The organism is Cupriavidus sp. KK10 (assembly GCF_018223725.1).
Taxonomy (GTDB): Bacteria; Pseudomonadota; Gammaproteobacteria; order Burkholderiales; family Burkholderiaceae; genus Cupriavidus; species Cupriavidus necator.
This window is the reverse complement of record NZ_CP073677.1, coordinates 4,103,506-4,129,319: the sequence shown is the minus strand read 5'-3', so window position 1 is coordinate 4,129,319 and position 25,814 is coordinate 4,103,506. Positions and strand designations below refer to the sequence as shown.

The window sequence follows — 25,814 nt, the reverse complement described above, 5'->3', positions numbered from 1 at the left end:
CCCCGATACGTTGCCTTTCTTCGCGGCGTCAGCCCGATGAACGCCCGGATGCCCGAACTCAAGCGCTGCTCGAGGCCGCGGGCTTCTCCGAAGTGAAAACCTTGCTCTCCAGCGGCAACGTCGTGTTCGACGCGCGATCGTGGTCACTGGCCAGCCTGGAGCGACGCGCCGAGAAGGCGATTCAGTCTGAACTGGGCCACAGCTTCGACACCTTCGTCCGGCCGGCCCGCTATCTCCAGGACCTCATCGACTCGGACCCTTTCGCCGAGCTCAGCCTTGCGCCTTCGGCCAAGCGGATTGGCACCTTTCTCCGCAGCCCGGTGCCGCCAGACGTGAAGCTGCCCATCGAGCGCGACGGCGCAAGCATCGTCAAGGCCGGTGCCACGGAGGTCTTCAGCGCCTACGTGCCCGACCCGAAGAAAGGCCCGGTGTTCATGCGCCTGCTCGAACGCTCGTTCGGAAAGGACATCACCACTCGCACGCTCTACACGGTCATCAAGTGAGCCAGGGCATAGGCCTTATGCGTAAGGCGATCGCCCGGACACTCGCACCGACTGGCTGAAACGGGTCGAACGACCTCATTCATCTACGCTGCCCGGGTGTTGTTTCGAGGCTACTCCATGGGCTGTTCAGTCCGTACCACCAGTTCCATGAACCCTGAGTTCTGGTCGTACTCCCGGGCAAAACGATGTTCGGGAAGCAGCGCCAGCAATATCTCCGCGGTTGTACGGACCGTGCAACCGCGTGCCACATGACCACCGAACACTCGCCCGCGCGAGTCCGCAACCGACATATGCAGGTGCGCTCCATCCGATGACAGGGATCCGGCGAGCGTCAGGACTTCCAGATTGCCACGCAGTTCGGTAGGGCCTTCCGCCCCGGCAAATCGCAATTGGGCAACGCTGAGGCTCCCGATGCCCTGGATGACGAAGGCCGCATGCAGCTTGAGCTGACTCAGCACGTCTTCGAGTGCGGCACGCAGATCGCCGCCGGGAGAGAGGCGTAAGGGATGTGCTTGCATCACGCGGCTCCAGGTTGGGGCTTCGTGACAGGTTAAAGCGAATTGAGACCAATCGCAATTGAGCACCAGCTTTCGCTCATTGGCGTCGTGCTCTGCGCGGCACGAGGGTTTCGACGGCCGCCAACTTCCGGCCGGGGTCGGTCGCGTAACACGTTACGTTACACGTAACGCCTCCCCCGCGGCTGCCAGTCGCCCGCAAAGGCCGGCAGGTCTGCGTCAGCCTCCCGGAAACCCGCAGCGGGCCTGGCTCCCGCGCTTGCGCGCGATGGCACGAGGCTGCCTTGCCAGAGTTGGCATTGCCCTTGCTGGTTCTGGTGCAGGGCGCTGGCCACGAAGCCAACGCCGGCAAACCGGAGGAGACAAGGATGAGCTGGACGAACCGTGGAGCGGCCGCCTGGGAGCAAGTCCTGGGGCGCAGCCGCGAGGCACATGCCGTGGTGATCGATGACATGCCGGTGTACCGGCACGGAGTCATGCGGCTGCTCGGGGAAATGCCGGGCATTGGCCGGGTCGAACTCGTGGAGACGGATGCGCTGGCGGCACGCAATGCGCGCCTGCCGGCTCCGGCATTGCTCGTGTTCGGCATGCCGCCGGATCTTGCCGACGGCTGGCACCTGCTGCGCCTGGCCAGCCTGGTGCTGAAGCCAAGGCGCCTGCTGCTGGTCTCGGATAATATGTGGCTGCGTCTGCCGCCAGGCCTCGACGACCGATTTGCCCGCTCCCTATCCAGGTCCGCTTCGCTCGCAACGGTCGAACGGGACGTGCGCGCGCTACTGGAGCTTCCGTCCGCTGCGGAAGCCCCGCCCGGGCAAGACGCCGGGTCCGTAGCCTTCCAACGCCCGTTCCACGTGCTCGCGTAAGCCGTTCATGCGGCCACGGACTGCCTGCAACGGCCGCGCACTACTTATAGAGCTGCGGCGAACCCAGCACGAAAACTCTTGCGCTCCGGAGAAATAAAAAGGCCCCACGGGTTACGTGGGGCCAGACGGAACTGCAGGCAAGTCGCCTTACGGCCGGTCAACCGAAATATCGTAGAAACTATTGGCCGGATTGACGCTGATCGCCACGGTCAGGCCTGTGTTTGCCACGTTCATGCCGATAACCTCAGCGGCATTTGGTGCGGCAGGGCGATAACGCAGCCCATCCGACGGCATGTTGGTATGCCAAAGATCGACGCGACCGTCGTTACGTTGACGAGTATAGGTATTTGCTGCCGTGTCGACGGACGTCACCGTGTTCGAATACTCCGAGATTTCGGTCCCCCCGTTGATATTGATCACAGCATCCCAGTAGGCGTTGACGGCCCCCACGGCCGGCAGACCACGCGGCGTCGGCCGCTTTGCGATCATGAAGCCGCCCTGGTGCACGATCACAACCGCGACGCCGCCATCGACGCCCTTGAAGGCGAACGCTCGGGCCGTTCCTGTCGAATCCGTGACATTGAATCCGCCATCCGCGTTGACTGACACGACCGGAAGGTCTTCCGCAGGCCAGGGCGAGCAGCCGCTCAACCCGCAGTCGGCACCGCTGGCGAACTTTCCAGTGCTGTCCACGGTGAACTTGATCAGCCCCGGCGCGAGCGTGCCGCCGCCCTCGGGCCGTTCGAAGCCCATGGCGATCCAGTCTCCGGTGATTTCGCTCAGCGGAATGGTCTGGTCAGGAATCACCAGGCTGGATGGGCCGTTGCGGCGCTCAAGGCCGATACCGGACTTGGAGACCAGCAGCCTGGCGTCGGTGTTGCCGAAGCGGCAGGCCTGCGTGTCGTTCGCCTGGAATTGTTCGACCGCCCCGGTCGTATCGTTCGTCTGCGTCAGCTTGACCGCATCGATTGTGAACCTCTGCACGCTGTTGGCAGTGAGGCCAACCTTCTGGTACTTGCCGCTGCGGAACGTCGCGCAGGTTGCCGACGCGGGCTGGAGAATGGTTTGCACGCCGGCTGCCGAGCCGCTATTGGACGCGACAGCAGCAGACAGCTGGGAAAGGGAGGTTTGCGACGACTCGAGCGCGGCGCCGAGCGTATCGAGCTTCTGGTCAAGCGCATTGCCCGGCGTGTCGCCGTGCGCGGCGACCAGCGTGCCCTTGAGCGGGTCCACGCCAGCGAGATCGACCGTCCCGGAAAGGATCAGTTTGACGGACTCCACCGCAGTGGCTACACCGTCCGTGGTCAGCTTCGCCTGTGCCTGAGCGTCAAAGCTGTTGAAGAAGTCCTGGGTGCTGCCGCCTGCGATCGACGCAGTGATCAGTTCGGTGAGAGGCGTGATATTGGCGGCGGCAGTCGTGCCGGTTCCAGCTTCCACGACGGAGTGAAGGATCGTGCCGTCGGGGGTCGTTACGCTGAGCACGCACGGACGCGTGGCGTCGGGAATGCTGATGGTAAACGTCCCGTCGGCGGCTGTGGTGGCGGTACCACTGCCGTTGGCGCACTTGGCCTGGACCGTGGCATTGGGCAACGCGGAACCCACGGCGGCCGTTCCCGCGATGGTGGTGGCCGGTGTGCCAGGCGTCGACGGCGTCGATGGCGCCGACGACTGGGTGTCCGAGGACCCGCCTCCGCACGCGGTCAGTGCTGCCGCTGCAATAGCGGATATTAGAAGTCTGATTTTCATGGTTTTGATTTCCCCCTGTCGTATGAATGAATGCAAGCTCGTTGCCTCACCCGTTCCCTGTGGGCGATCGAAACCACCCGGGGGCGATTCTGCGAAGAACGCAGAGCGACGCGCATCATTCATTCAGATGAAAATCTGCAGATACCCCCAATGAGAGGGGCATAAATCCCCTGACAGCTTGGGCAAGCTAGGCGGGTCCGTAAGAGACCGTCAGCGTCGCGACAATCAGGCAATCGCTGAATTAGAGAGCTTTGGGGAGAAGGGGAATTGCCAAGGGATCATCTCATCGGGGACCTCTATGAGGCCGCAGTCCGGGAGGACGGCTTTCTGGAGGTGTTTCAGACAGTCGCCGAATCATTGGGCGCCAATGTATTCCATATGTTCAGCTGGGATGCACTGCGCAACGCCCCGCGTCTGTCCATCTACACGCCCGACAGGGACTGGGATGCCATCGTCGAGAGTTACGATCAGTACTACGGCGCATTGGATCCACGGCGCAGCTTTGTCGAATCCGCGGCCCTAGGCGAATTTGTCTGCTGCCAGGACCGCCTTACCGAGCAAGACGTTGCGCGCAGCGAGTTTTTCCAGGACTACCAGCTTCCGTCAGGGTTGCGCTATCTGCAGGGCGTACGCCTGGCTCGCGCCGGCAGTGATGACATTCTGCTGGGCTTGCTGCGAGCGAAAGACAGGCCGCCATACACACTGGAAGAGCGCGCCGCGGCGGCGGGCCTGGTCGGGCACCTGCAGCGCTCCATCAACCTCTGGCAGGACGCCAGGATCCTGCATCGCGACGCCGCGCTTGGCAATGAACTGATGGAGCAGCTGGGCCTTGCGGTGTTCACGCTGGACAGGCGTTTTCGGCTGGTCTTTGCCAACCAGGCTGCCGAAACGATGCTGCGCGCAAGCGCCTGTTTGAAACTGGAGCATGGGCGCCTGGCCGCGGCCACAGCCGCCGAGAATGATGGCCTGCAGGCGGCCATGGCGCGCGTGGGAAAGACGCGCAAGGGCGAAAGCCCGGCGTTGCGGGCCGCATCGGGAGCCTCTCCCGAAATATTCCTCAACATCGCATGCGTTCCCGGCCAGGACACGCGCGCGGCGTTTGGCGATGCAACCCTCCTGGTTACAGCCAGGCGGCGCGGCACGGCGCCGCTGGTAACCGCAAGACAGTTGCAGGGGGCCTTCAGGCTGTCAGCGGCCGAGGCGGCTGTGGCTGAAGCGTTGATTTGCGGCAAGACCCCTGACGAGTACGCCGCCAGCGCCAGGGTCTCGCTCGCCACCGTGCGTACGCAGTTGCGGGCGATTTTCGACAAGACAAACACGCGATCCCAAGCGGAAGCCGTTGGGGCAATGCTGTGGGTGCTGTCGCAGGCGGGGGGTGATCGCTAGGATGGCCTGATGCCGGGGCGCCCGCATCGCCGCGCGTGCCTCCTTCATCCATGTAAAAGAACCGACACGCCGCTCGCCAGAGTAAGGGGGCCCGAGACTCCCTTGCGCAATCCGTTGGAAAAAGCCGTCCGCCCTATCTTTCCAAGCGAGCGCCAAGCAGAACCCCGATTGCTGCGATAGCAAAGTACATCAGGTTTCCGATACGCAGGCCGGCTGCGCCCACCGAGAGGAATAACCTGCTGGCGGACAGGAAGAACAACGACAGGAAGAAGAGGTTCTGCGCACCCGCACCGCCGTGGCGCGCTGACAGGTAGAAGTTCATGCGTCAGGCAGGAACGTTCGAGCCAAACCGGTGCGAGAATAGCCGTGCCGCATTGATTCAGTGGTCTGAATCCAAAATTAACCTGCGCAGACTCTCTCCGGCCAGTGGCATTTCGTGAAGCCGCTTGCCCGTCGCATCAAAAATCGCATTGGCGATGGCACCGCTGGTCGGCCCCATTGCCGCCTCGGCGACGCCCAGGAACGGACTACCCGACCGGTCGATCAGATGAGTGTTAATGCTCGCGGGCACGGCCGAGAAGCGCATGATCGGGTAGCTGCTCCAGTCAAAGCTTCTGATTTTTTCCTGATCGTATTTCAGCTCCTCATAGAGCGTCCAGCTGGCGGACTGAATAATACCGCCCTCGATCTGGTTGTGGATGCCGTCCGGATTGACGATCTGGCCGCAATCGACCGCCACCTCCGCACGCTCGAGTCGCACATCGCCGGTGGCCTTCTCAACGTAGACTTCGACAGCAATCGCGACATAGCCCATCAGATTCTTGTACTTCGCAAAGCCGAATCCAACCCCGTATCCAGGCTTGCGTGGTGGGCGAGGCCATCCGAACTTTGCTGCCGCGAGACGAATGACATCCTGTGCCCGTGAATCGTCGAGATGCTTCAGGCGAAATGCCACCGGATCGATGTGCGCCGCTGAGGCAAGCTCATCCATGAAGCTTTCGATGGCGAACACGTTGGTATGCGCCCCGAGTGATCGCATCGCCGACGTGTTGAGGGGCATGGTCGGCGAGAAATTGTTGACTACCTGAATGTTCGGGAGCTTGTAAAGGGGTATCGCATTTCTGTCCCCTCCCCCTTCCGGCTGACGCATCGGCACGGAAGGCGCCGAGACAAAAGGCCTGGCAAGCAACCGCGCCGGGACCAGACGTCCGGCATTCACTATACGCTCGTTGTGGGAACTGCTCCAAAGCGCATACGTCCAGTTTACGATCGCACCACTGGCGTCAATCGATGCGCTTAACTCACTGACCATCGCCGGTGTGAAGTGGTCCCACATATGCTCCTGGTCTCTCATCCACTGGAGACGCACCGCCCTGCCGGGCAATTCGCGGGCGAGCAGCGCGGCATGCGCCGCCGCATCATCGGCGCCATTGTGCCCATAGCAGCCGGATCCCTCCACATGGATGCAGCGCACTTTGTCCTTCGGCATGGAAAGCATCTCGGCTAGCGCGTCGCGCAACGGATAGACGCCTTGCGAGTGCGTCCATACGGTCATACGACCGTTCTCGAAGCGCGCAATGGAGCAGGACGGCCCGATCGAGCCATGCATCAGGTAACGCTTGGCAAACCTGGCGCTAAGGGTTTTTGCCGTCGGGGGAGATGGCGACTTTGTGTTGGCGACCTCTATCCTTTCGGTTGCAATTGACTTGAGCTCTTGATGCACGGTGGAAGGGTCGGGAAGCTTCCGACCGGGACTCCAACGGCTGCCCGCAGACAGCTTCCGCTGCGCCTCCACGGCCTGCCATTCGCCTTTTGCCACCACCGCCAGCAGATCGCCGTCCCTGACGATTTTGAGCACACCAGGCAGGCGCATTACCTCGTCTTCGTTTATCCCGAGCAATCTGGATCCATAGGAAGGCGGCAGCACGGCACGGGCATGGATCATGTTGTCCATTTGCATATCCTGGACGTAACTGGCAGCCCCGGTGACCTTACCGGGGATATCCAGTCGTTGCACGGACGTGCCTATCACCCGAAACGTCGAAGGGTCCCTTAGCGGCGATGTCCTGGTGGCCTTCCGGTGCAGGTTCACGGTCTGCACGAGTTCACCGAAAGTGAGTGAGCGTCCGTCCGGGGCGCTGACCCTGGCATCCGCCACGGTCAACCTGGCCCGGTCCACGCGAAGCCGCCTGGATGCAGCCTCGACAAGCAGTCCCCGCACCTGGGCCGCGGCATTCAGCAGCGCGCTGCCACTGTCGGCCATCGTATGGCTGCCAGCTGTCAGTCCCTCGTCTGGGGAGGCGCCAGTGTCTGCCGTCAGGAAGGTGATCAAGGATGGCGCCATATTCAGCTCTTCCGCGGCGACCTGAAGCAGTGCCGTGCGCACCCCGGTACCAAGCTCGACCTTTCCTGTGTATACGGTCACCTTGTTGTCCGGCGCGATCTTGATCCACGCATCGAGGAACGGATTGGTCTTCAGGCTCCCGGCCAGCGTCTCCAGTTCTCTGGATACGTACACCGCCGCGCCTTCGTCGGCAATGACTTTCTGAGCCCTGGAATTAGCGCCCGGCAGGAGACTGAAGCCGACAACCAGCGACCCCGAGATCAGGAAGCTCCGCCGACTTTGATCGAAATCGTTGTCGTCGGTACTCATCACGCGCCTCCCACCTTGCCGTGACGCCCCTTCCCCTGCGTGTTCACAGCGGCTCGGATCGCCGCCAGAATCCGCATATGCGTGCCGCAACGACAAAGGTTCGGTTCCATATGCGCCCGCAACTCCGCTTCCGTCGGCCTGGGGTTCTGCTCGAGCAGTGCCTGTGCGCGCATGATCATGCCCGCGATACAGTAGCCGCACTGCGCTGCCTGATGATCAATAAAGGCCTTTTGCAACGGCCCGGGCTTCTCTTTGGTGCCGAGGCTTTCAATGGTTCGCACCGGCCGGCTGCCAATGGCGGAAACGGGCATCAGGCAGGAAAAGACCGGACGGTCGCCCACGATCACAGTGCATGCGCCGCATTGGCCAAGGCCACAGCCGAACTTCGCACCATGGAGTTGCAGTTCATTACGCAGGGCGTAGAGCAGCGGCGTGGACGGATCGATGTCGAGATCGTGCCGAACCCCGTTTACGGTGATATTAATCATCTCGAATTGTTCTCCATTCTGATCTCGGACACCGTTTTCGCGACTTCCGTCCATGCCGGCTCCTGAGAATAGGCGGCACGCAGATAGCCCGCAAGATCAGCAAGCTGGTCATCACGCAAGGACTCAGAGAACGGGGGCATGAAATGGATTGACCCCGCGCCTTGCCAAGGGACGCCGTTCATCAACATCTGAATGACATTGCGTGGGCTTCGCGCATTCACGGCCGTGCTGGAGGCAAGCCCTGGACGTCCGCCAATCGCCTGCATCGGTGCGCCATTGCCATGACAGGCGGCGCATGCAGCATTGAAGAGCGCTTCGCCGCGACGCACGCTATCGCCTTCCGGCGGCCTTCCCACATTGGAGACTGGCTGCATGGCGGCCACAGTGCCGGGCTTTTGAATAGAAAGGATGTAGGTCGCGATTGCTTCGACATCGCTCACGGGCACAGTGGCGAGCTCCTGCGTCACCGGGAGCATTGGACCTGCTGCGGCACCATGCTCGCTGGCGCGGCCGGTGCGAAGGTAAGTCACGAGCTGCGCCTTGGTCCAGGGGACTACCGCACTGCCCAGCGCATCCAGCGCCGGTGCCTCCCAACCGTCGACCAGCCCTCCCCCGAAGGCCTTTCCGGACTTCTCGCCACCAATCAGGTTGAGGGGCGAATGGCACGCCGCGCAATGTCCGGTGCCGTCGACCAGCATGCGCCCCCGGTTCCACTCTGCGCTCTCGGATGGCTCGGGCTTTTGTTCCCCTGGTTTCAGGAACAGGACGTTCCAGAAGGCCACAAACGGCCGAAAGTTAAGGGGAAAGATCAGATCATTGTCCGGAGCTTTTGCTTCAACCGGATCCAGGCTCATCAGGTAGGCATAGGCTGCGGCAATGTCGCCGTCCGACATCCTGGTGAAGTGAGTGTATGGGAATGCCGGATAAAGTTGATGACCATCGCGCGCTATGCCACGACGCATCGCTCGCGTAAATGCCTCCAGGGACCACGAGCCAATGCCCGTGGCGGCGTCAGGGGTGATGTTGGTCGAATAGATCGTGCCAAAGGGCGTCTCCAGCGGCAAGCCACCAGCAAACGGTTTCCCGCCCTTGGCGGTATGGCAAACGAAGCAATCACCAAGTGCGACGACCCGAGCGCCATAAATCCTCGTCTGACTGTCCCATGAACTGACCGGCGGTGCAGGCACGCTGGCAAGGGTCGGCTCCCACATGTTTACTGCTGCAGCACTGCAGGCCACCACCGTGGCGCTCAGTGCAGCTATTAGCAGATTCCTCTTTCTCATCGCTGCACCATTGGAGATCAACACTTCACTCGATGTCAATTTGCCGGCAGCACCCCCGATGTGCCCGCCATGGGCCAGCAACGATACGCGCTGTCGCTCAAAGGGAGGACGGGCGCCTCAGACACCCGCTCGCCTGACACAACCCTGGGCGCGCCTCCCGAGCGAGCTTTCAGCCATTCTAGTAGCGCACCGCGGCTGCAAAGCATTGCTTGGCACGCAAAGCTCGGTTGCGCGGGCACCCTCTTCCGATCTGTCATGACCATGCCTATGCTTGCCCCCACACTCCCTTGTCAGGGGCAGCCGACTTTCTGGATGAGATTTGACATGACCGACGATCTGATATGCCCATGGCCCCCAGGCGCGCTCGCGAGCTTGACTCGCATACGCGCTGGCTTTCGCTTCAGTGCCGGCGCGGTGAGGTCCGTGCTATGACTTCGCACAAGCGTCGACGGGCCATTGTGATCGGCGGCTCGCTGGGGGGACTGTTCACTGCATCTGTGCTGCAGGCGATCGGGTGGGAAGTGGCCGTATTCGAGCGCTCTCCCGGGCAGCTGGAAAGCCGGGGCGGCGGATTGGTCCTGCAACCGGACGTACTGGAAGCGTTTCGATTTGGCGGCGTCCGGAGGCCGCCGGAAATGGGAGTTCGGTCGAAGTATCGAATCTTCCTGGACCCTCATGGCGAGATTGTCGAGCGGCTGCTTATGCCGCAAACGCAGACTGCATGGAGCATCCTGTACAGTCTTCTCAAGGAATCGCTGCATCCCGGCCTGGTTCATGCTGGCGAGGCACTTGTCCGTCTCGAGCAGCTTGGAGATGAGATGCTGGCAACCTTTGCGAGTGGCCGGGTGGAGCGTGCTGACCTCCTGGTAGGTGCCGACGGGCCCCGTTCCACCGTACGGCAATGGTTGTCACGGGGCGATGCGCCGGCCTATGCGGGCTATGTCGCGTGGCGCGGGCTGCTGCCTGAGGGAAGCCTCGATCGGGAGGTTACAGCACGCCTTACCAATGCGTTTGCATTTCAGCAAGGCCCGGATCATCAAATGCTGACCTACCTCATTCCAGGCGAAGACGGCTCCATACGCCCGGGCGAGCGGCGCCTGAACTGGGTGTGGTACCGCAACCTGGCCGCAGGGCGATGCTGGATGCGGCCCTGACGGACCGGGACGGCCGTCGGCGCTCCCACTCCATCCCGCCGGGCGCGCTGAAATATCTCCATGGCGACGCGTTGAGGAAGGCAGCAAGCCTGAGTCTGGCGCCCGTCTTCCAGCGACTGCTGCTGTCGACAAAGGAGCCCTTCATGCAGGTCATCCAGGATTATCAGGCTCCAAAGATGGTCTTTGGACGCGCGATCCTGCTTGGCGACGCAGCCTTCGTCGCCCGGCCCCATACCGGGGCCGGTGCGGGCAAGGCAGCCGCCAATGCCCTGGCACTCGGCAAGGCGCTGCGTGATACAGGAACGGACATAGATATAGGCCTCGCGACTTGGCAGCAAAGCCAGTGGGCAGAGGGCAAGCGCATGGCCCAATGGGGCATGTCGTTGGGCAGCACGATCATGGGGTTGTAGCAGGTAGCGGGCCACACGATGGCCAGTAGACGGGGCGCTTAGCCTGAGCCTACCACCATGCAACGGCTCGTCATTGGTGCAATCCGGCGACCGCGTGAGCGTGCCGCCAGCATGGACTACATTCAGCCAGTGGCTATGCCTGAGAACTCAAAGGTTCAGCAGACGTGCCGCGTTGCCCCCAACGACCATGCGCTTCTGGTCATCAGGCAGAGCGAGACGATCCAGGAAGCGCACGGGTTGCTCATAGCCCATGTCGAAGCAATAGTCGCTGCCCAGCACGAGGCGGTCCGCCCCAATGTTCCGAATGAGAAAGTCAAGGGTTGGGCCGGAGTGCGAGATCGTATCGTAGCTAAACCGGCGCAGGTAGCTGCTGGGCTTCTGTGCCAGGCGCTTCGTTTCCGAACGCATCGACCAGCCCGCATCTATCCGCCCGACAAGGATTGGCAGAGCGCCACCCGCGTGAGGCAGAGAGAAGTGCAACGCGGGATACTTGTCCAACACCCCGCCCAGAATCAGATGGGACGCAGCGATCGCGGTATCAAACGGATTGCCGAGCAAGTTGCTCAAATAGAAGTCGGCCAGTCGCGCGCCGCCGACTGTTTGCTGGGGATGAAGAAAGATCGGCAGATTCAGCTGCTCGATGCGCTTGAATATCGGCGAAAACAACGGGGCATCGAGGTCACGATTGTTGATGTTCGTTCCCATGTAGATGCCGCGCACGCCCGGTAATCCCGCCGCAAATTCAAGTTCATCGATCGCGTCGTTCGCATTCAGCATCGGCAGCGTTGCCAGTACGACAAACCTGGTGGGATGCTTCCGGTGGACATCGGAGGCCGCGGTGTTCCATGCTCTGGCGAGCTTTGCATTGAGTGTGCGATCGGCCCAGTAGACCATTGGCACACTCAGGGAGATGGCCTGGACGTCGACCCCTGAATTGTCCATGTCCCGGACGCGTTGCTCCACGTCGATAAATTTCATGGGCAGGGGCCCCAGTCCGCCGGCAGGCGTCTGGAACGTGAAGGAGTCGTCGTTGCGGAAAAAGTGGCCGCCGAACTGCTTCCCTTCACCACCCAGAAGCCCCAGGAAGCTTTCGGAATAATAGTGCGCGTGTATGTCGATCGAAAGCGGTTTGCCGGTGCTCGCAGCGGCCGTGGACGGCTGCGAAGCCAACGCTGGCAATCCTGCCATCATGCCCGCGGCGATTGCACTCACCGAACCAAGCAGTCGACGCCGGTTGGGCGATACGCAGCAAGGACAATCCATGTCTCTGTCTCCTTTTATTGTTGAAGTTTCAAGCACCACTTGCCTTCATCCGGCCTATTCCGGCGTGTGGCCAGCGCGACTTGGAGGGCGCTGACCATGCATACGCGGAGTACAACGCCAGTCAATTTATCGAATGATTATTTGCGTGGCAGTGTAGGACGGTGGGCTCCAATCAGAAAGCGCAGAAAGATCGGGGATTACCCTATTGTCGCGGCTCGATGTGCGCCGGCGGCGGGGATCGGCGCCAGGACGCGGCCCGATAAGAGTCCAGCTACGCTCTCTTGGTCGCACACCAGCCGATAGCACCTAGGGTAAATCCTCACACGCATCACGCTTGGCCCTCCGAACCAGCTCGCCTACAATTTATCTACCGATCACTTATCGATCGATAAATAGCAGAGGCAACCATGGCAATTACGAAACTAGCGCACTACTCGATCCGCACCACGGACCTCGACCGGTCGTGCGCCTTCTATCAACGCATTCTTGGTTTCCGTCAGGGATATCGCCCGCCGTTCGATTTCCCCGGCACCTGGCTGTACCTGGGAGATGACGAAAGCGAGTTCGGCGTGGTGCACATCATCGGCGTCGATCCAGACAACCTCGGCGGCCTGAGTGCCTATCTGGGTGACCGTCATCTCCCGGTTTCCGGCACCGGCACCGTCGACCACATCGCCTTCCTTGCCACCGGTGTTCAGGAAATGTGGGCGAAGCTGAAAGCCGAAGGCATGGCCTGGCGCGACCGCACGGTGCCGAGCCTCGGCCTGCACCAGGTGTTCATCGAAGACCCGTCTGGCGTCACCATCGAGCTGAATTACCCCGCCGCAGAAGTCGCGGGCCTTGATATCCCAGGTGGCAGCGCGACTGCGCACAGCATGGCAGTGACAGGAGAATGATCATGACAATGTTTTCCAGGCAGCCCAAGGCGATCGTAGTGGGTGGCTCGCTGGGCGGGCTCTTTGCGGCCAATCTTCTGTCTCGCGACGGCTGGGACGTCGAAGTCTTCGAGCGTGTTCCTGAAGCGCTCGCAGGCCGCGGTGCCGGCATTGTCACGCACCCCGAGTTGTTCGAAGCGCTGGCCGCGGCAGGTGTCCAGGTCGACGATTCGATCGGTGTGCGCGTGCAGTCGCGCCTGACGCTGTCACAGGACGGTTCAGTGCTCTCGCAGCGAGAAATGCCTCAGACGCTGACGGCGTGGGGCAAGATGTATCAGGTGCTGCGCGCAGCCTTCCAATTGGGTTGCTATCGACCGGGGGGAAACGTGGTTTCCGTCGAGAGCGAGCCGGGTCGTGCCGTCGTGACCCTCGATGATGGCTCCGCGCATTCTGCCGATCTTGTCATTGCCGCCGACGGTTTTCGCTCCGCGCTGCGCGAGCGTCTGCTGCCTCATGTCCAGCTCCAGTACGCGGGCTACATTGCGTGGCGCGGCCTGGTGGACGAAATGGCGCTCAGCGAGTCCACGCGGGATGCGCTGTTCGAAAAGTTCGCGTTTTGCCTCCCACCGCACGAGCAGATTCTCGGCTACCCGGTGGCCGGCCAAGACAACAGCACCCAGCCCGGCGAGCGACGCTATAACTTCGTGTGGTATCGCGCCACCAGCGAGGACATCGATCTGCCCAATCTGCTGACCGACGCCAGCGGCAAGCGCTGGTCGGGTGGTATTCCCCCTACGCTGATCCGCCCCGAGGTGCTCGCGGACATGGAAGAAGCGGCGCTGACCCTGCTCGCGCCCCAGTTTGGCGAAGTCGTGACAAAGGCCGCGCAACCGCTGTTCCAGCCAATCTTTGATCTTGAAGTCCCGCGCATGGCGTTCGATCGCGTCGCGCTGTTGGGCGATGCCGCCTTCGTGGCGCGACCCCACTGCGGTATGGGTGTGACCAAGGCTGCAGGCGATGCCATGGCACTGGTGAAGGCGCTGCGGGCTCACGACACCGTGCCGGCGGCGCTCGAAGGCTACAGCGCTGAGCGCGTTCAGGTGGGGGCGGCGATCGTCCAGCACGCCCGCCACCTCGGCGCCTACATGCAGGCCCAGCTCAAGGACGAGACCGATCGCCAGATGGCCGAGCGCTATCGCACGCCGGAAGCAGTCATGCGCGAGACGGCGGTGTCGACGCGATTCTGATCGCATTACCGCATACCGCTATCCCCGGCGGCGGTGCTCTGCCAGCCAGTTACGCTGCCGCCAACAATAGAGAAGATCCGTCCAAATGGAGACAAGCATGGAACACCTTGCCGCAACGTATCCGCCAAGCGGTGATGAGGCAACATCGACGCCGCTTCCCCCACCCAATCCGGTGCTCAGCAACCCGGCATTCCAGGCGCTGGTCCGCGCGCGCCGCAGCTTCGCGTATACGCTTACGACTCTCATGCTGGCGGTGTACTTCGGGTACATCCTCACGCTCGCCTTCAACCCGGCGCTGCTCGGACGTCCATTGACGCCGGGACAGCCAATGTCCATCGGCATTCCGATCGGATTCGGCATGTTCGCGATCACCTTCTTCCTCGTCGCCCTGTATGTCCATCGTGCCAACACCGTGCATGACGCGATGATTCACGCGATTCGCGAAGGGGCGGAAAAATGAAGCGACTCTCACTGTTCATTGCATTGTTTTCGGCCACCTTGCCAGCCATCGCCGCCACACCGACGGTCGGCCAGGGGCTGAACGTCATCGCCATCGTGATGTTTCTGGTCTTCGTCGCCTCAACGCTGCTGATTACGCGCTGGGCCGCCAGGAACACCCACAGCGTTGCAGATCACTACGCCGCGGGGGGCAAGATCACCGCCATGCAAAACGGCTGGGCCATCGCCGGCGACTATATGTCCGCCGCGTCCCTGCTCGGCATCTCCGCACTTGTCTTCACCAGCGGCTATGATGGTCTGATCTATTCGATCGGCTTTCTGGCAAGCTGGCCCATTATCCTGTTCCTGATTGCAGAGCCACTGCGCAACCTGGGCCGGTTTACCCTGGCCGACGTGGTCTCCTACCGCTTGCAGCAACGCCCGATCCGCGCGTTCTCGGCGTCGAGCTCGATCGTCATCGTGCTGCTTTACCTGGTTTCGCAAATGGTGGGCGCGGGCAAGCTGGTGGAGCTGCTGTTCGGCTTCAACTACACGGCGGCAGTAGTGCTGGTCGGTGTGCTGATGGTCATCTATGTCTTTTTCGGCGGCATGCTGGCGACGACGTGGATCCAGATCATCAAGGCTGTCCTCCTGCTGGCAGGCGCGGGATTCATGGCGTTCATGGTGCTGGGCCGCTTTGGCTTCAGCCTCAATACCTTGTTCGCCGAGGCTATCGCGGCCCACGGCAAGCACGCCGCGATCATGAGTCCGGGAGGCCTTGTCTCCGATCCGGTCTCGGCCGTCTCCCTCGGGCTCGCGCTAATCTTCGGCACAGCGGGACTACCGCATATCCTGATGCGCTTCTTTACGGTCGCTGACGTCAAGGCGGCGCGCAAGAGCATCCTGTATGCGACCGGCATCGTCGGGAGTGGCTACGCGCTGATCATCATCATCGGCTTCGGCACGATTGCGCTCGTTGCCAACGACCCGCTGTATCACAACGCCTCGGGCGCGGTAATCGGCGGCGTCAACATGGTCGCCGTGCATCTGGCGCATGCCGTAGGTGGCAACGTCTTCCTTGGCTTCATCTGCGCGGTGGCATTCTCTACCATCCTGGCGGTGGTTGCGGGCCTGACGCTGGCTGGCTCATCGGCCATCTCCCATGACCTTTATGCCAAGGTGCTGCGCCAGGGCACGGCGACGGACAAGGACGAAATGCGGGTGTCGCGCATGACGACACTGGTGCTCGGGGTGTTGTCGATCCTGCTGGGCATCCTTTTTGAGAAGCAGACCATCGCTTTCATCGTCAGCCTGACGTTCTCCATCGCCGCCAGTTCTAACTTTCCCGTGCTGCTGCTCTCCATTTACTGGCGCGGGCTGACCACGCGGGGTGCCGTCGTCGGCGGCTCGCTCGGCTTGTTGACTGCGGTGCTGCTGACGGTGCTGAGCCCGACGGTCTGGGTCCAGGTGCTGGGACACGCGAAGGCGATCTATCCCTACGAATATCCGGCGCTGTTCTCGATGCTGGTCGCGTTTGCGGGAATTTACGTCTTCTCTGTGACTGACAAATCCGCTCGCGGCGCGCGGGAGCGCGGTGCCTTCCGCAATCAGCTGGTGGATTGCGAGCTGGGCTTGATCAAGCGTCAATAAGCGGGGGCTGCGGCGGAGTGTCCGGCGCCAGTTCCGCCGGACTCCCATCACCGCGGCGGAGGGCTAGCCGTGCACGCCCGGGCTGATTCGGCATATTCCAATTTATCACTTGATTGGTACAATGGAAGCGGCAACCCCCATCCGGGGCTCTGCACAGGTGAACAAATGGAACGAGGCGCCACCACAGCCAAGCACGGCATACCGGCCAAGCCCGGCAAACGGCTGCTCCCGGAAGAGCGGGAACAGCAGATTGTCCAGAAGGCCATCGAGCATTTCACCCGGAATGGTTTCTCCGGCAGCACCAGGGAGCTGGCGAAGCAGATCGGCGTTACGCAGCCGCTGCTTTACCGCTATTTCGAGAGCAAAGATGCCCTGATTGAGCGCGTCTACAATGAGGTCTTCCAATGGCGGCCAGATTGGGAGCGGCAAATCGCCGACCGGTCTACTCCGCTGGCGCAGCGGCTCTACGCCTTCTACCTCGACTATGCGTCAGTGATCTTGCGCGAGGAGTGGATCAGGATCTTCATTTTCGCCGGCCTGACGCGCGAAGGCATCAACAACAAATACCTCAGCAAGCTTCGCAGCAAGGTCTTCCTGCCCGTGCTGGCCGAAGTCCGGGCAGAGTACGGTATCCCGGAACCGCGCAGCGCCGCCGAGCTTGATGCCGAGGTCGAGATGATCTGGAGTCTGCACGCCGCCATCTTCTATCTGGGCGTGCGCAAATGGGTCTACGGGCTCAAGGTCCCGGCTGACCTGGGCGGCGTTGTGCGCCAGAAGGTCGATATTTTTCTGCAGGGCGCGCCCGCCGTCATGCTGAGCCTTCGGCGTCCGGTCGCCTGATGCCGTCGCATGCCGCATAGCGTAAGCGCATTGCCAGTGCGGATGTCTGAACCGCCTGAACGCCCTCCCGTCAGACCAACGCTTCGTGCAGCCCACCATCAACGAGACGGGAGGCAGGATCTTGTCAACGGCGACAGGCGGCGTGATACGCTTTCCTGAGGGTCCACGCCGATCCCTGCCACCCGGAGTGCTCTGACATGGACAAGCTGCTGGCATTGAGAGTTTTTGTCGAGACTGTCGACGCCAAGGGCTTCTCTTCTGCGGCCAGACGGTTGAGCCTTGCCACCTCGTCCGTGACGCGCATGATGGACAGTCTCGAGGAAGATCTCGGTGCGGTCCTATTGAACCGGTCGACCCGGCAGGTCACGGTATCCGCAGCCGGTGCCGCCTACTACCAGCGCGCGCGAAAGATCCTGGATGCCGTTGCGGAAGCGGACGCCCAGATCGCCGACCGCGGCGACACGCCAGTCGGCCAACTGCGCGTCTCGCTGCCGGTTGCGTTCGGGCGGCGTTGCATCGCGCCTTTTCTGGGCGGTCTGCTGGCACGTTATCCCAAGCTCGAGCTGGAAGTGACGCTGACGGACGAGATCGTGGACTTGCTTAGCGAGCGTATTGACTTGTCCATCCGGCTTGGCAGTGCGGCATCGTTGGATGATGTGGTTGCGCGCCAGATCGGCACGTTCCGCCGCAAGGTAGTAGCCAGCCCGGGCTATCTCCTGCGCCACAGCCTGCCCGCAGCACCACTGGACCTGGCGGGGCACGAGTGCTTGCGGTTCAGCTATGACGTGGGGCAGCAAGTCTGGACCTTTGTCCGTGACGGCGAAGAGATGCAAGTCCCCGTTCGTGGCAACTTCAGAAGCAACAATTCCGAGGTACTGCGCGAGCTAGTGATGTCCGAAGCAGGTATCGCGCTGTTGCCGGACTGGCTTGTCGCAGAAGACATCCAACGCGGAAACCTGACGTCGCTCTTCGATGACTGGTCCGTCAACCCGAACCGCGCCACTTCCGCCATCTCAGCACTCTTCCTGCCCAACCAGCGCGGGTCAAGGCGTATTGGCGCGTTTCTCGACTTTCTTGGCGAGATTCCCGGGCCGACTTATCGGGGCAATACCGCACGGTAGTCCCCCGCCACTGCCAGTGCGAAACACTGGCCATGGTGGCACGGAATCCTGTGATGGTACCCGTACCCGGCGCCTGAACCATCGTGCGCCGTCAAGCACTCATCCGGCAGCCGGGGTACCAACCAACGCAACCTCACCTTGCCGCCCACGCAATGCTTCTTTGCGCGGCAGACCGATTCTCCCCGGATGCACCGGCCCCTACTCTGTGAACCATCTCTTCCGAGATCAGGGCACGCCAGGCATCGCCCTGCCGCCCCGCACTGATCGTACCGACTTGATGGAGATTCACCGTGACCAAGCATCTGATGACCCCCGTTCGCATTGGTAACCATACGCTCTCGCACCGCGTCGCGATGGCGCCGTTGACGCGCTCCCGGGCAGGCCAACCGGGCAACGTTCCAACCGCGATGAATGTCGAGTATTACCGCCAACGCGCCAGCGCAGCACTGATCGTCACGGAAGCAACGCAAATCTCACAGCAAGGCCAGGGCTACGCCTGGACGCCGGGGATCCACTCCGAAGAACAGGTGCAGGGCTGGCGTGCCATCAGTGATGCCGTGCATGAGGGCGGCGGCACCATCTTTCTGCAACTCTGGCACGTCGGTCGCGTATCTCACCCGGTCTTCCAGCCTGATGGTGCGCTGCCCGTGGCACCCAGTGCGCTGCCTGTGCCTGGAAAGACGTTCATTCTGGACGAAAGCGGCAACGGTGTCTGGGGCGACGTACCGGTTCCCCAGCCGTTGACCACCTCGGGCATTCGCGACATCGTGGAGGACTACCGGCGTTCCGCCCGCAACGCCATCAGGGCAGGCATGGACGGGGTCGAGATCCACGCCGGCAACGGTTACCTCCTCGACCAGTTCATCAACTCCAACAGCAACACGCGTACTGACGCCTATGGCGGCAGCATCGAGAACCGGTCTCGTCTGCTGCTCGAAGTCGTCGACGCCGTCATTGCGGAAATCGGGGCTTCGCGGGTTGCCGTGCGGCTGACGCCAATGGGCCGCTTCATGGGCATGGGCGATGACACCCCAGAGGCCACCTTCGGCCACATTGTGCGCGCGCTGAGCGAGCGGCGCATGGCCTACTTGCATCTGGTCGAGCCGGCCATGGTCGGAACCGACAAGGACGATGACACCGATCCGCGCTGGGACGCGATCATTCGGCAACTGCGCACGGAATACCGCGGCGTGCTGATGCTCGCTGGCGGCTACGACCGCGACAGCGCGGAACAGGCGCTTGCCGACGGACGTGCGGACATCATCGCCTTTGGCCGTCCGTTCATTGCCAACCCTGACTTGCCAGCGCGCTTCCGGAACGGCTTGCCGCTGAATACGCCCGACACCGCTTCCTTCTTTGGCGGCGGGGCCAGTGGCTACATCGACTATCCGAGTGCTACCTGAGCCAGGCCTGCGTGGGATGCCTGCCCACGCAGGGAACGCGCGCTACCGGGTATCTTTCAGCTACTGCCCCGGCCGGCGAGTCCGCCCGCCGCCGTGACGCCTCGCGCTCGGCAGGTCGACAACGCCCATGCCGGATATTCCCTGGCGCACTGCGTCGACAAAGAGCCGAAGTCTTGCTGGGAGAAGCGGGCATAGGGATAGATCAAGTACATTGGCAAAGGCTCCGCCTGCCATTGCGGCAGAAGGTGCAGCAGCTCGCACTCTTTGTGAATCTGGCTTCGTGGCGTGCCTGGTGGAAGACATGTGGCGCAAGGCAGACACGCGAACCGTTAAGGCGTCCACGTGGCAAAATTGCTTCACTCGGCCGCCGTGACCAGCTCACTGGTACGACAGTTGCGGAGACATTGGTTCGATGCATCCGGTCCGGAAACACCGGCAGTTATCGACTTGAGAGCGGAACACGGCAGATGAACTCATTGTTTTCCTTCGGCACTGAGACGGGCGTCGGCTTCCAGGTCGCATGGGAGGACGGCGATCGCGTTGTCGGTCGAGGCTGGCTCCTCGGTCCGGAAGGCGAGCCGAAGGCTATGCTGGCTGTGTGGCCCGCAGCCGAGCACCCGCCCCCCTCTACCCTCGCTCGCCTCGCACACGAATACGGCTTGAAGGGTGAGCTGGACGGCAGTTGGGCGGTGCGGCCGCTAGCGCTTGTGCGGGAACATGGTCGGACTGTTTTGCTGCTTGAGGACCCCGGCGGCGAGCCACTTGCCGGGCTACTGGGCGCCCCCATGGAGATAGGTCGTTTTTTGCGCCAGGCGATCAGCATCGCCGCGGCCCTGGACCAGCTCCACCAGCGAGGTCTTATTCACAAGGACCTCAAGCCGGCCCATATCCTGGTGAATGATGCCCTTGGCGAGGCGCGGCTGACAGGCTTCGGCATTGCCACGCGCCTGTCGCGCGAGCGCCAGGGACTGGCGCCACCGGAAGAGATCGCCGGCACGCTGGCCTACATGGCCCCCGAGCAGACCGGACGCATGAACCGGCCAATCGACGCGCGCAGCGACCTGTATTCGCTCGGCGTCACGCTCTACCAAATGCTCACGGGCGCGCTGCCCTTTGCCGCCGACGACCCGATGGATCTGCTGCATAGCCATCTCGCCCGGCGGCCAGTACCGCCGGCGGAGCGGGTACCGTCGATCCCGGCCTTGCTCTCCGCCATCGTGATGAAGCTGCTCGCCAAGACGGCGGAGGAACGCTACCAGGCGGCAGCCGGACTGGAGGCCGATCTACGGCGCAGCCTGACCGCATGGGAAAGCCTGGGACGCGTTGACACCTTCCCGCTTGGCGAGCATGACCTGCCTGATCGGCCGTTGATTCCGGAACGGCTCTACGGACGGGAGCGCGAGATTGAGACCTTGCTCGCTGCCTTCGACAGGGTAGTAACCCAGGGCACGCCGGAGATTGTGCTGGTCTCCGGCTACGCCGGTATCGGGAAGACCTCGGTCGTGCTTGCGTTGCGCAGCGCACTGGCTCTCAGGAATGGCCTCTTTGCCTCGGGCAAGTTCGATCAGTACAAGCGCGACATCCCGTATGCGACGTTGGCACAGGCTTTCCAGAATCTGATCCGCCCACTGCTGGGCAAGAGCGAGGCCGACTTGGCGCCCTGGCGCGCCGCACTGGCGCAGGCGCTGGGCCCGAATGGCGGCCTCATGGTGCCGCTCATACCCGAGCTCGGGCTGATTCTGGGGCCGCAGGCGCCGGTTCCGGAGCTGCCGCCGCGCGACGAGCAGCACCGATTCCAGATGGTTTTCCAGCGCCTGCTTGCCGTCTTTGCCCAACCCGCGCATCCGCTGGCACTCTTTCTCGACGACCTGCAGTGGCTGGACGCGGCAACACTCGATCTGCTCGAGTATCTGGCGACCCAGCCGGAGGTACGCCACGTGCTGCTGATCGGAGCCTATCGGAATGACGACGTCAAGCCCGGACATCCGTTGCTACTGCGATTGTCGGCAATCCGCCAGGCCGGGGGGCGGGTAAATGACATCGCACTTTCCCCCCTTGGGTTCGAAGATGTAAGCAGACTCATCGTCGATGCCTTGCATTGCGCACCTGGGGACGCCGCACCTCTGGCCCGCCTGGTGCAGGAGAAGACTGGCGGTAACCCATTTTTCGCCATCCAGTTCCTTACCGCCCTGACCGAAGAGGGGCTGCTTGTTTTCGATCATCGTGGCGCGCGCTGGTCTTGGGACCTTGAGCAGATTCGGTCCAAGGGCTTCACCGACAATGTGGTCGATCTCATGCTCGCCAAGCTGAGGCGCCTTCCAGCGGCGACCCGTAGCGCCCTGAAGCAGTTGGCGTGTCTCGGTAATGACGCGGCGATCGCTACCCTGGCCATGGTCCAGGATGCCAGCGAGGCGGTGCTGGACGCGGCTCTGTGGCCGGCAGTACGCGCCGGACTTGTGTTGCGTTTGGGAAATACCTACCGATTCCTGCACGATCGTATCCAGGAGGCGGCCTACGCGCTGATTCCTGAAGACGCGCGGCCGGCAGCGCACCTCGCTATTGGCAGACGGCTCGCTGCGGGCACGCCGCCTGAGGCAATAGCAGAGCGTGTCTTCGAGATCGTCGGCCAGCTCAACCGTGGCGCCGACCTTATCACCGCGGCCGAGGAGCGAGAGCAAGTGGCCGAGCTGAATCTGCTCGCCGGCCAGCGCGCCAAGGCGTCCACGGCCTACGCCTCGGCGCTGACCTATCTCACCGCCGGTGCAGCGCTCATGCAGGAGGACGCCTGGAAGCGCCGGCCCAAGTTTGCTTTCGCGCTCGAGTTCCACCTCGCCGAATGCGAATTTCTGACCGGCGCGCCGGCCGCGGCGGACGCGCGCCTGGCCGAGCTTGCGTGCCGTGCCGCCAGCCTCCCCGATCTGGCCTCCGTCACCCAGCTGCGGCTGGAGCTGTTTCTGGCCCTCGGCCAGCGCGAGCGCGCCGTCGAGGTGGGCCTCGACTACCTGTACCGCGCCGGCGTCCAGTGTTCGGCACACCCGACAGATGAGGAGGTTCTGCAGGAATACGACCGGATGTGGCGGCAACTTGGCGACCGCCCGATCGAGGCGCTGCTCGACCTGCCGATGATGACCAATGCGGTCGCGTGCGAGACCATGGATGTCCTGACCGCGCTGATGCTGCCGGCCTGGTACACCGACGTGAACCTGGGCTCCCTCATCATCGGGCGGATGGCAAACCTCAGCCTCGAGCATGGCAACAGCGACGCGTCGTGCCTCGCCTATACCTGGCTCGGCATGCTCCTGGGGCCTCGGTCCGGCGACTACAAGGCGGCATTCCGCTTCGGCCAGCTCGGCCTGAACCTGGTCGAGCAGCGCGGGCTGGACCGCTTCAGGGCCCGCGTCTACCAGGCTTTCGGCGGCCACGTGATGCAATGGACGCAACCCATCCGTGCCGCGCGCAGCCTGGTGCGGCGCGCTTTCGACGTGGCCAGCAAGCTTGGTGACCTTACCTACGCGTCCTTCGCACGCAACAACCTCATTACGCAGTTGCTCGCCTGCGGCGATCCGCTTGCCGAGGTGCAGAATGAAGCTGAGGCCACGATCGGCTTCGCACGCCGCGCGAGCTTCGGTCTCGCCGTCGACCGGGTCACCCCCCAGCTCCAGCTAGCGCGAACTCTGCGCGGACTGACCCCGGTGTTCGGCGTCTTCGATGATGATGATTTCAACGAGGAGCAGTTTGAGCGGTATCTCGATGAGGCTCCGGGCCCCGCCCTCGCCACCTGCTGGTACTGGATCCGAAAACTGCAGGCACGCTTCCTCGCCGACGACCACGCAGCCGCCATAGCGGCGGCGGACAAGGCGGAACGTCTCCTCTGGACATCGCCATCGTTCTTCGAGCAGGCGGAATACCACTTCTACGCAGCGTTGGCGCGGGCCGCATGTTGCGGCACGGCCGCCGCGCCAGAACGGACCCGGCACCTGGAGGCATTGGCCGCCCATCATCGCCAGCTCCTTGTCTGGTCCGAGCATTGTCCGGAGAATTTCGAGAACAGAGCCGCATTGGTTGGCGCGGAAATCGCCCGCCTCGATGGGCGCGAAGTTGATGCAATGCGCCTCTACGAGCAGGCCATCCGCTCCGCGCAGGACAATGATTTCATCCATAACCAGGCACTCGCCAACGAGCTGGCCGCGCGATTCTATGCTGCGCGTGGCTTCGAGAAAATTGCCCGCGTCTATTTGGAGGATGCCCGCCATGGCTATCTCCGCTGGGGCGCCGGCGGCAAGGTGCGGCAACTCGATGCATTGTATCCGCACCTCCGGGGGGAAGAGCGAGCACCCGCACCGACGACGATCGGGGCGCCGGTCGAACACCTGGATCTCGCCACCGTGATTGCCGTGTCGCAAGCCGTGTCCGGCGAGATCGTCCTGGACAAATTACTCGACACACTCATGCGCACCGCGATTGAACAGGCCGGCGCGGTACGGGGACTGCTGATCCTGCCCCGAGGGGCCGAGCAGCGCATCGCAGCAGAGGCTACGACCAGTGGCGATATTGTCACGGTGCAGCTGCGCGACGAGAGCGTGACTGCGACTGCGCTGCCGGTATCGATGCTCCACTATGTCTTGCGCACCCGCGAGAACATCATTCTCGACAATGCCGCGACACAGAACCCGTTTTCCGCCGATCCATACATTCTGCAGCATCATGCCCGATCGATTCTTTGCCTGCCATTGCTCACACAGGCCAAGCTCATCGGGGTGCTCTACCTCGAGAACAACCTCTCGCCACGCGTCTTCGCGCCGAGCCGAACCGCCGTACTGAAGATGCTCGCCTCGCAGGCCGCGATCGCCCTGGAGATTACTTGTTTGTATCGGGATCTCGCACAACGCGAAGCGAAGATCCAGCGCCTGGTTGAGGCCAACATCATCGGGATCTGCATCTGGCACCTGGACGGCCGAATCCTCGAGGCCAATGACGCGTTCCTCCGCATGCTGGGCTACGATCGCGAGGACCTCGCCTCGGCCCCCTTGCGCTGGACGGACCTGACGCCCCCGGATTGGCGCGAGCGTGACGCACGGTTGCTCCAGGACCTTCGGATCAGCGGGACCTTGCCGCCGTTCGAAAAAGAGTTCTTCCGCAAGGATGGAAGCCGCGTGCTCGTCCTGCTAGGGTGCGCGACATTCGAAGAGGGTGGGGACCAAGGTGTCTCCTACATACTTGATCTAACCGAGCGCAAGCGCGCCGAGGAGGCGCTGCACCAGGCACAGGCCGAACTGGCACACGTTACCCGCGTGACGACGTTGAACGCGCTGACCGCGTCGATCGCGCACGAGGTCAACCAGCCACTGGCCGCCATCGTCACCAACGCCAATGCGGCCCTGCGCTGGCTCGCTCGCCAGCCGCCCGATCTCGCCGAGGTGCGAGAGACGTTGGGGCGCATCGTTCAGGATGGCCATCGGGCTGGCGCAGTGATTGGAGGCATGCGTGCGCTGCTTAAGAAGACGGCCGCCGTCACGGCGCGCCTTGACATGAACACCCTTATCGAAGACACGATTGCCCTCATCCAGGGAGAGGTAGGCCGCCATCAAGTCCTGCTCCGGACGGAGCTGGCGCCTGACCTGCCGCCGGTTGTGGGTGACCGGGTGCAGTTGCAGCAGGTGCTCCTGAACCTGATGATGAATAGCATCGAGGCAATGAAAGAGGTGGCAGAGCGGCCGCGGGAACTGCTGATTCGGTCGCGCCTCGACGCATCGGGGGCTGTGCTGGTTGCCGTTCAGGATGCTGGCATCGGGCTGGAGCCGCAAGATCTGGAGCGGGTTTTCCAGACCTTCTTCACTACCAAGGCGGAGGGTCTGGGCATGGGCCTGGCGATCTGCCGGTTGATCGTCGAGGCACACAGAGGGCGGCTGTGGGCGAGCCCCAATGTGCCTTGCGGGGCCGTGTTTCAGTTCACCCTGCCGCCTCAAGACTAGACCG

Annotated in this window: 17 protein-coding genes and 2 pseudogenes; 12 read left to right on the top strand and 7 right to left on the bottom strand. The window is 62.7% G+C overall.

Annotated features, from left to right (window positions below; translation table 11 throughout):
* Positions 1–36: 36 nt before the first annotated feature.
* Positions 37–503: pseudogene (locus tag KB879_RS19260) on the top strand (DUF1697 domain-containing protein).
* A gap of 110 nt (positions 504–613) precedes the next feature.
* On the opposite strand, the gene KB879_RS19255 reads toward KB879_RS19260, so the two are convergent.
* On the bottom strand, positions 614–1,021 hold the full coding sequence (locus KB879_RS19255; RefSeq protein ID WP_211979596.1) for a PPC domain-containing DNA-binding protein: 408 nt from the start codon (positions 1,019–1,021) through the stop codon (positions 614–616).
* A 281-nt stretch (positions 1,022–1,302) separates the two neighbouring features.
* Here KB879_RS19255 and KB879_RS19250 point away from each other — a divergent pair, with 281 nt between their 5' ends.
* The gene (locus KB879_RS19250) at positions 1,303–1,881 is read left to right on the top strand and encodes a DNA-binding response regulator (protein ID WP_249221151.1); all 579 of its coding nucleotides are present in this window, start codon (positions 1,303–1,305) and stop codon (positions 1,879–1,881) included.
* A gap of 147 nt (positions 1,882–2,028) precedes the next feature.
* Here KB879_RS19250 and KB879_RS19245 read toward each other — a convergent pair whose 3' ends face one another.
* The gene (locus KB879_RS19245; protein WP_211979595.1) at positions 2,029–3,627 is read right to left on the bottom strand and encodes a hypothetical protein; all 1,599 of its coding nucleotides are present in this window, start codon (positions 3,625–3,627) and stop codon (positions 2,029–2,031) included.
* Positions 3,628–3,894: 267 nt separating this feature from the next.
* Here KB879_RS19245 and KB879_RS19240 point away from each other — a divergent pair, with 267 nt between their 5' ends.
* On the top strand, positions 3,895–5,013 hold the full coding sequence (locus tag KB879_RS19240; protein WP_211979594.1) for a helix-turn-helix transcriptional regulator: 1,119 nt from the start codon (positions 3,895–3,897) through the stop codon (positions 5,011–5,013).
* A 133-nt stretch (positions 5,014–5,146) separates the two neighbouring features.
* Here KB879_RS19240 and KB879_RS19235 read toward each other — a convergent pair whose 3' ends face one another.
* From KB879_RS19235 to KB879_RS19220, 4 genes are read right to left on the bottom strand one after another with little or no spacing between them, the layout of a single operon-like run.
* Positions 5,147–5,335, bottom strand: a complete 189-nt coding sequence (locus KB879_RS19235) for a hypothetical protein (protein WP_211979593.1) — start codon at positions 5,333–5,335, stop codon at positions 5,147–5,149.
* Positions 5,336–5,392: 57 nt separating this feature from the next.
* Positions 5,393–7,666: a molybdopterin cofactor-binding domain-containing protein gene (locus tag KB879_RS19230; RefSeq protein ID WP_211979592.1), complete on the bottom strand. Its 2,274-nt coding sequence runs from the start codon at positions 7,664–7,666 to the stop codon at positions 5,393–5,395.
* On the bottom strand, positions 7,666–8,154 hold the full coding sequence (locus KB879_RS19225) for a (2Fe-2S)-binding protein (protein WP_211979591.1): 489 nt from the start codon (positions 8,152–8,154) through the stop codon (positions 7,666–7,668). Before KB879_RS19225 ends, KB879_RS19230 begins: the two co-directional genes overlap by 1 nt.
* On the bottom strand, positions 8,151–9,437 hold the full coding sequence (locus tag KB879_RS19220) for a c-type cytochrome (RefSeq protein WP_211982241.1): 1,287 nt from the start codon (positions 9,435–9,437) through the stop codon (positions 8,151–8,153). The genes KB879_RS19225 and KB879_RS19220 overlap by 4 nt, the downstream gene beginning before the upstream one ends.
* Positions 9,438–9,865: 428 nt before the next feature.
* On the opposite strand from KB879_RS19220, the pseudogene KB879_RS19215 reads away from it, so the two are divergent.
* Positions 9,866–11,001 (top strand): annotated as a pseudogene (locus tag KB879_RS19215) (FAD binding domain-containing protein).
* 147 nt (positions 11,002–11,148) lie between these two features.
* On the opposite strand, the gene KB879_RS19210 reads toward KB879_RS19215, so the two are convergent.
* Positions 11,149–12,264, bottom strand: a complete 1,116-nt coding sequence (locus KB879_RS19210) for an amidohydrolase family protein (protein ID WP_211979590.1) — start codon at positions 12,262–12,264, stop codon at positions 11,149–11,151.
* 407 nt (positions 12,265–12,671) lie between these two features.
* On the opposite strand from KB879_RS19210, the gene KB879_RS19205 reads away from it, so the two are divergent.
* From KB879_RS19205 to KB879_RS19170, 8 genes are all read left to right on the top strand, one after another.
* Entirely contained in the window at positions 12,672–13,160 is a 489-nt protein-coding gene (locus KB879_RS19205; protein ID WP_211979589.1) for a VOC family protein, read from the top strand.
* A 2-nt stretch (positions 13,161–13,162) separates the two neighbouring features.
* Positions 13,163–14,386 (top strand): FAD binding domain-containing protein, encoded by a 1,224-nt coding sequence (locus KB879_RS19200; protein ID WP_211979588.1) that lies wholly within the window; start codon positions 13,163–13,165, stop codon positions 14,384–14,386.
* A 97-nt stretch (positions 14,387–14,483) separates the two neighbouring features.
* Positions 14,484–14,846, top strand: coding sequence for a DUF485 domain-containing protein (locus KB879_RS19195; RefSeq protein ID WP_211979587.1), 363 nt, complete (start codon positions 14,484–14,486; stop codon positions 14,844–14,846).
* Positions 14,843–16,474 carry a cation acetate symporter gene (locus tag KB879_RS19190; RefSeq protein ID WP_211979586.1) on the top strand — a complete coding sequence of 544 codons (1,632 nt, stop codon included), beginning with the start codon at positions 14,843–14,845 and terminating at the stop codon, positions 16,472–16,474. The genes KB879_RS19195 and KB879_RS19190 overlap by 4 nt, the downstream gene beginning before the upstream one ends.
* A gap of 165 nt (positions 16,475–16,639) precedes the next feature.
* Positions 16,640–17,314, top strand: coding sequence for a TetR/AcrR family transcriptional regulator (locus tag KB879_RS19185; protein WP_211979585.1), 675 nt, complete (start codon positions 16,640–16,642; stop codon positions 17,312–17,314).
* 197 nt (positions 17,315–17,511) lie between these two features.
* Positions 17,512–18,435 (top strand): LysR family transcriptional regulator, encoded by a 924-nt coding sequence (locus KB879_RS19180; protein WP_211979584.1) that lies wholly within the window; start codon positions 17,512–17,514, stop codon positions 18,433–18,435.
* A gap of 290 nt (positions 18,436–18,725) precedes the next feature.
* Positions 18,726–19,838: an alkene reductase gene (locus KB879_RS19175; RefSeq protein WP_211979583.1), complete on the top strand. Its 1,113-nt coding sequence runs from the start codon at positions 18,726–18,728 to the stop codon at positions 19,836–19,838.
* 467 nt (positions 19,839–20,305) lie between these two features.
* Entirely contained in the window at positions 20,306–25,810 is a 5,505-nt protein-coding gene (locus KB879_RS19170) for an ATP-binding sensor histidine kinase (protein ID WP_211979582.1), read from the top strand.
* The last annotated feature ends 4 nt before the right edge of the window (positions 25,811–25,814 follow it).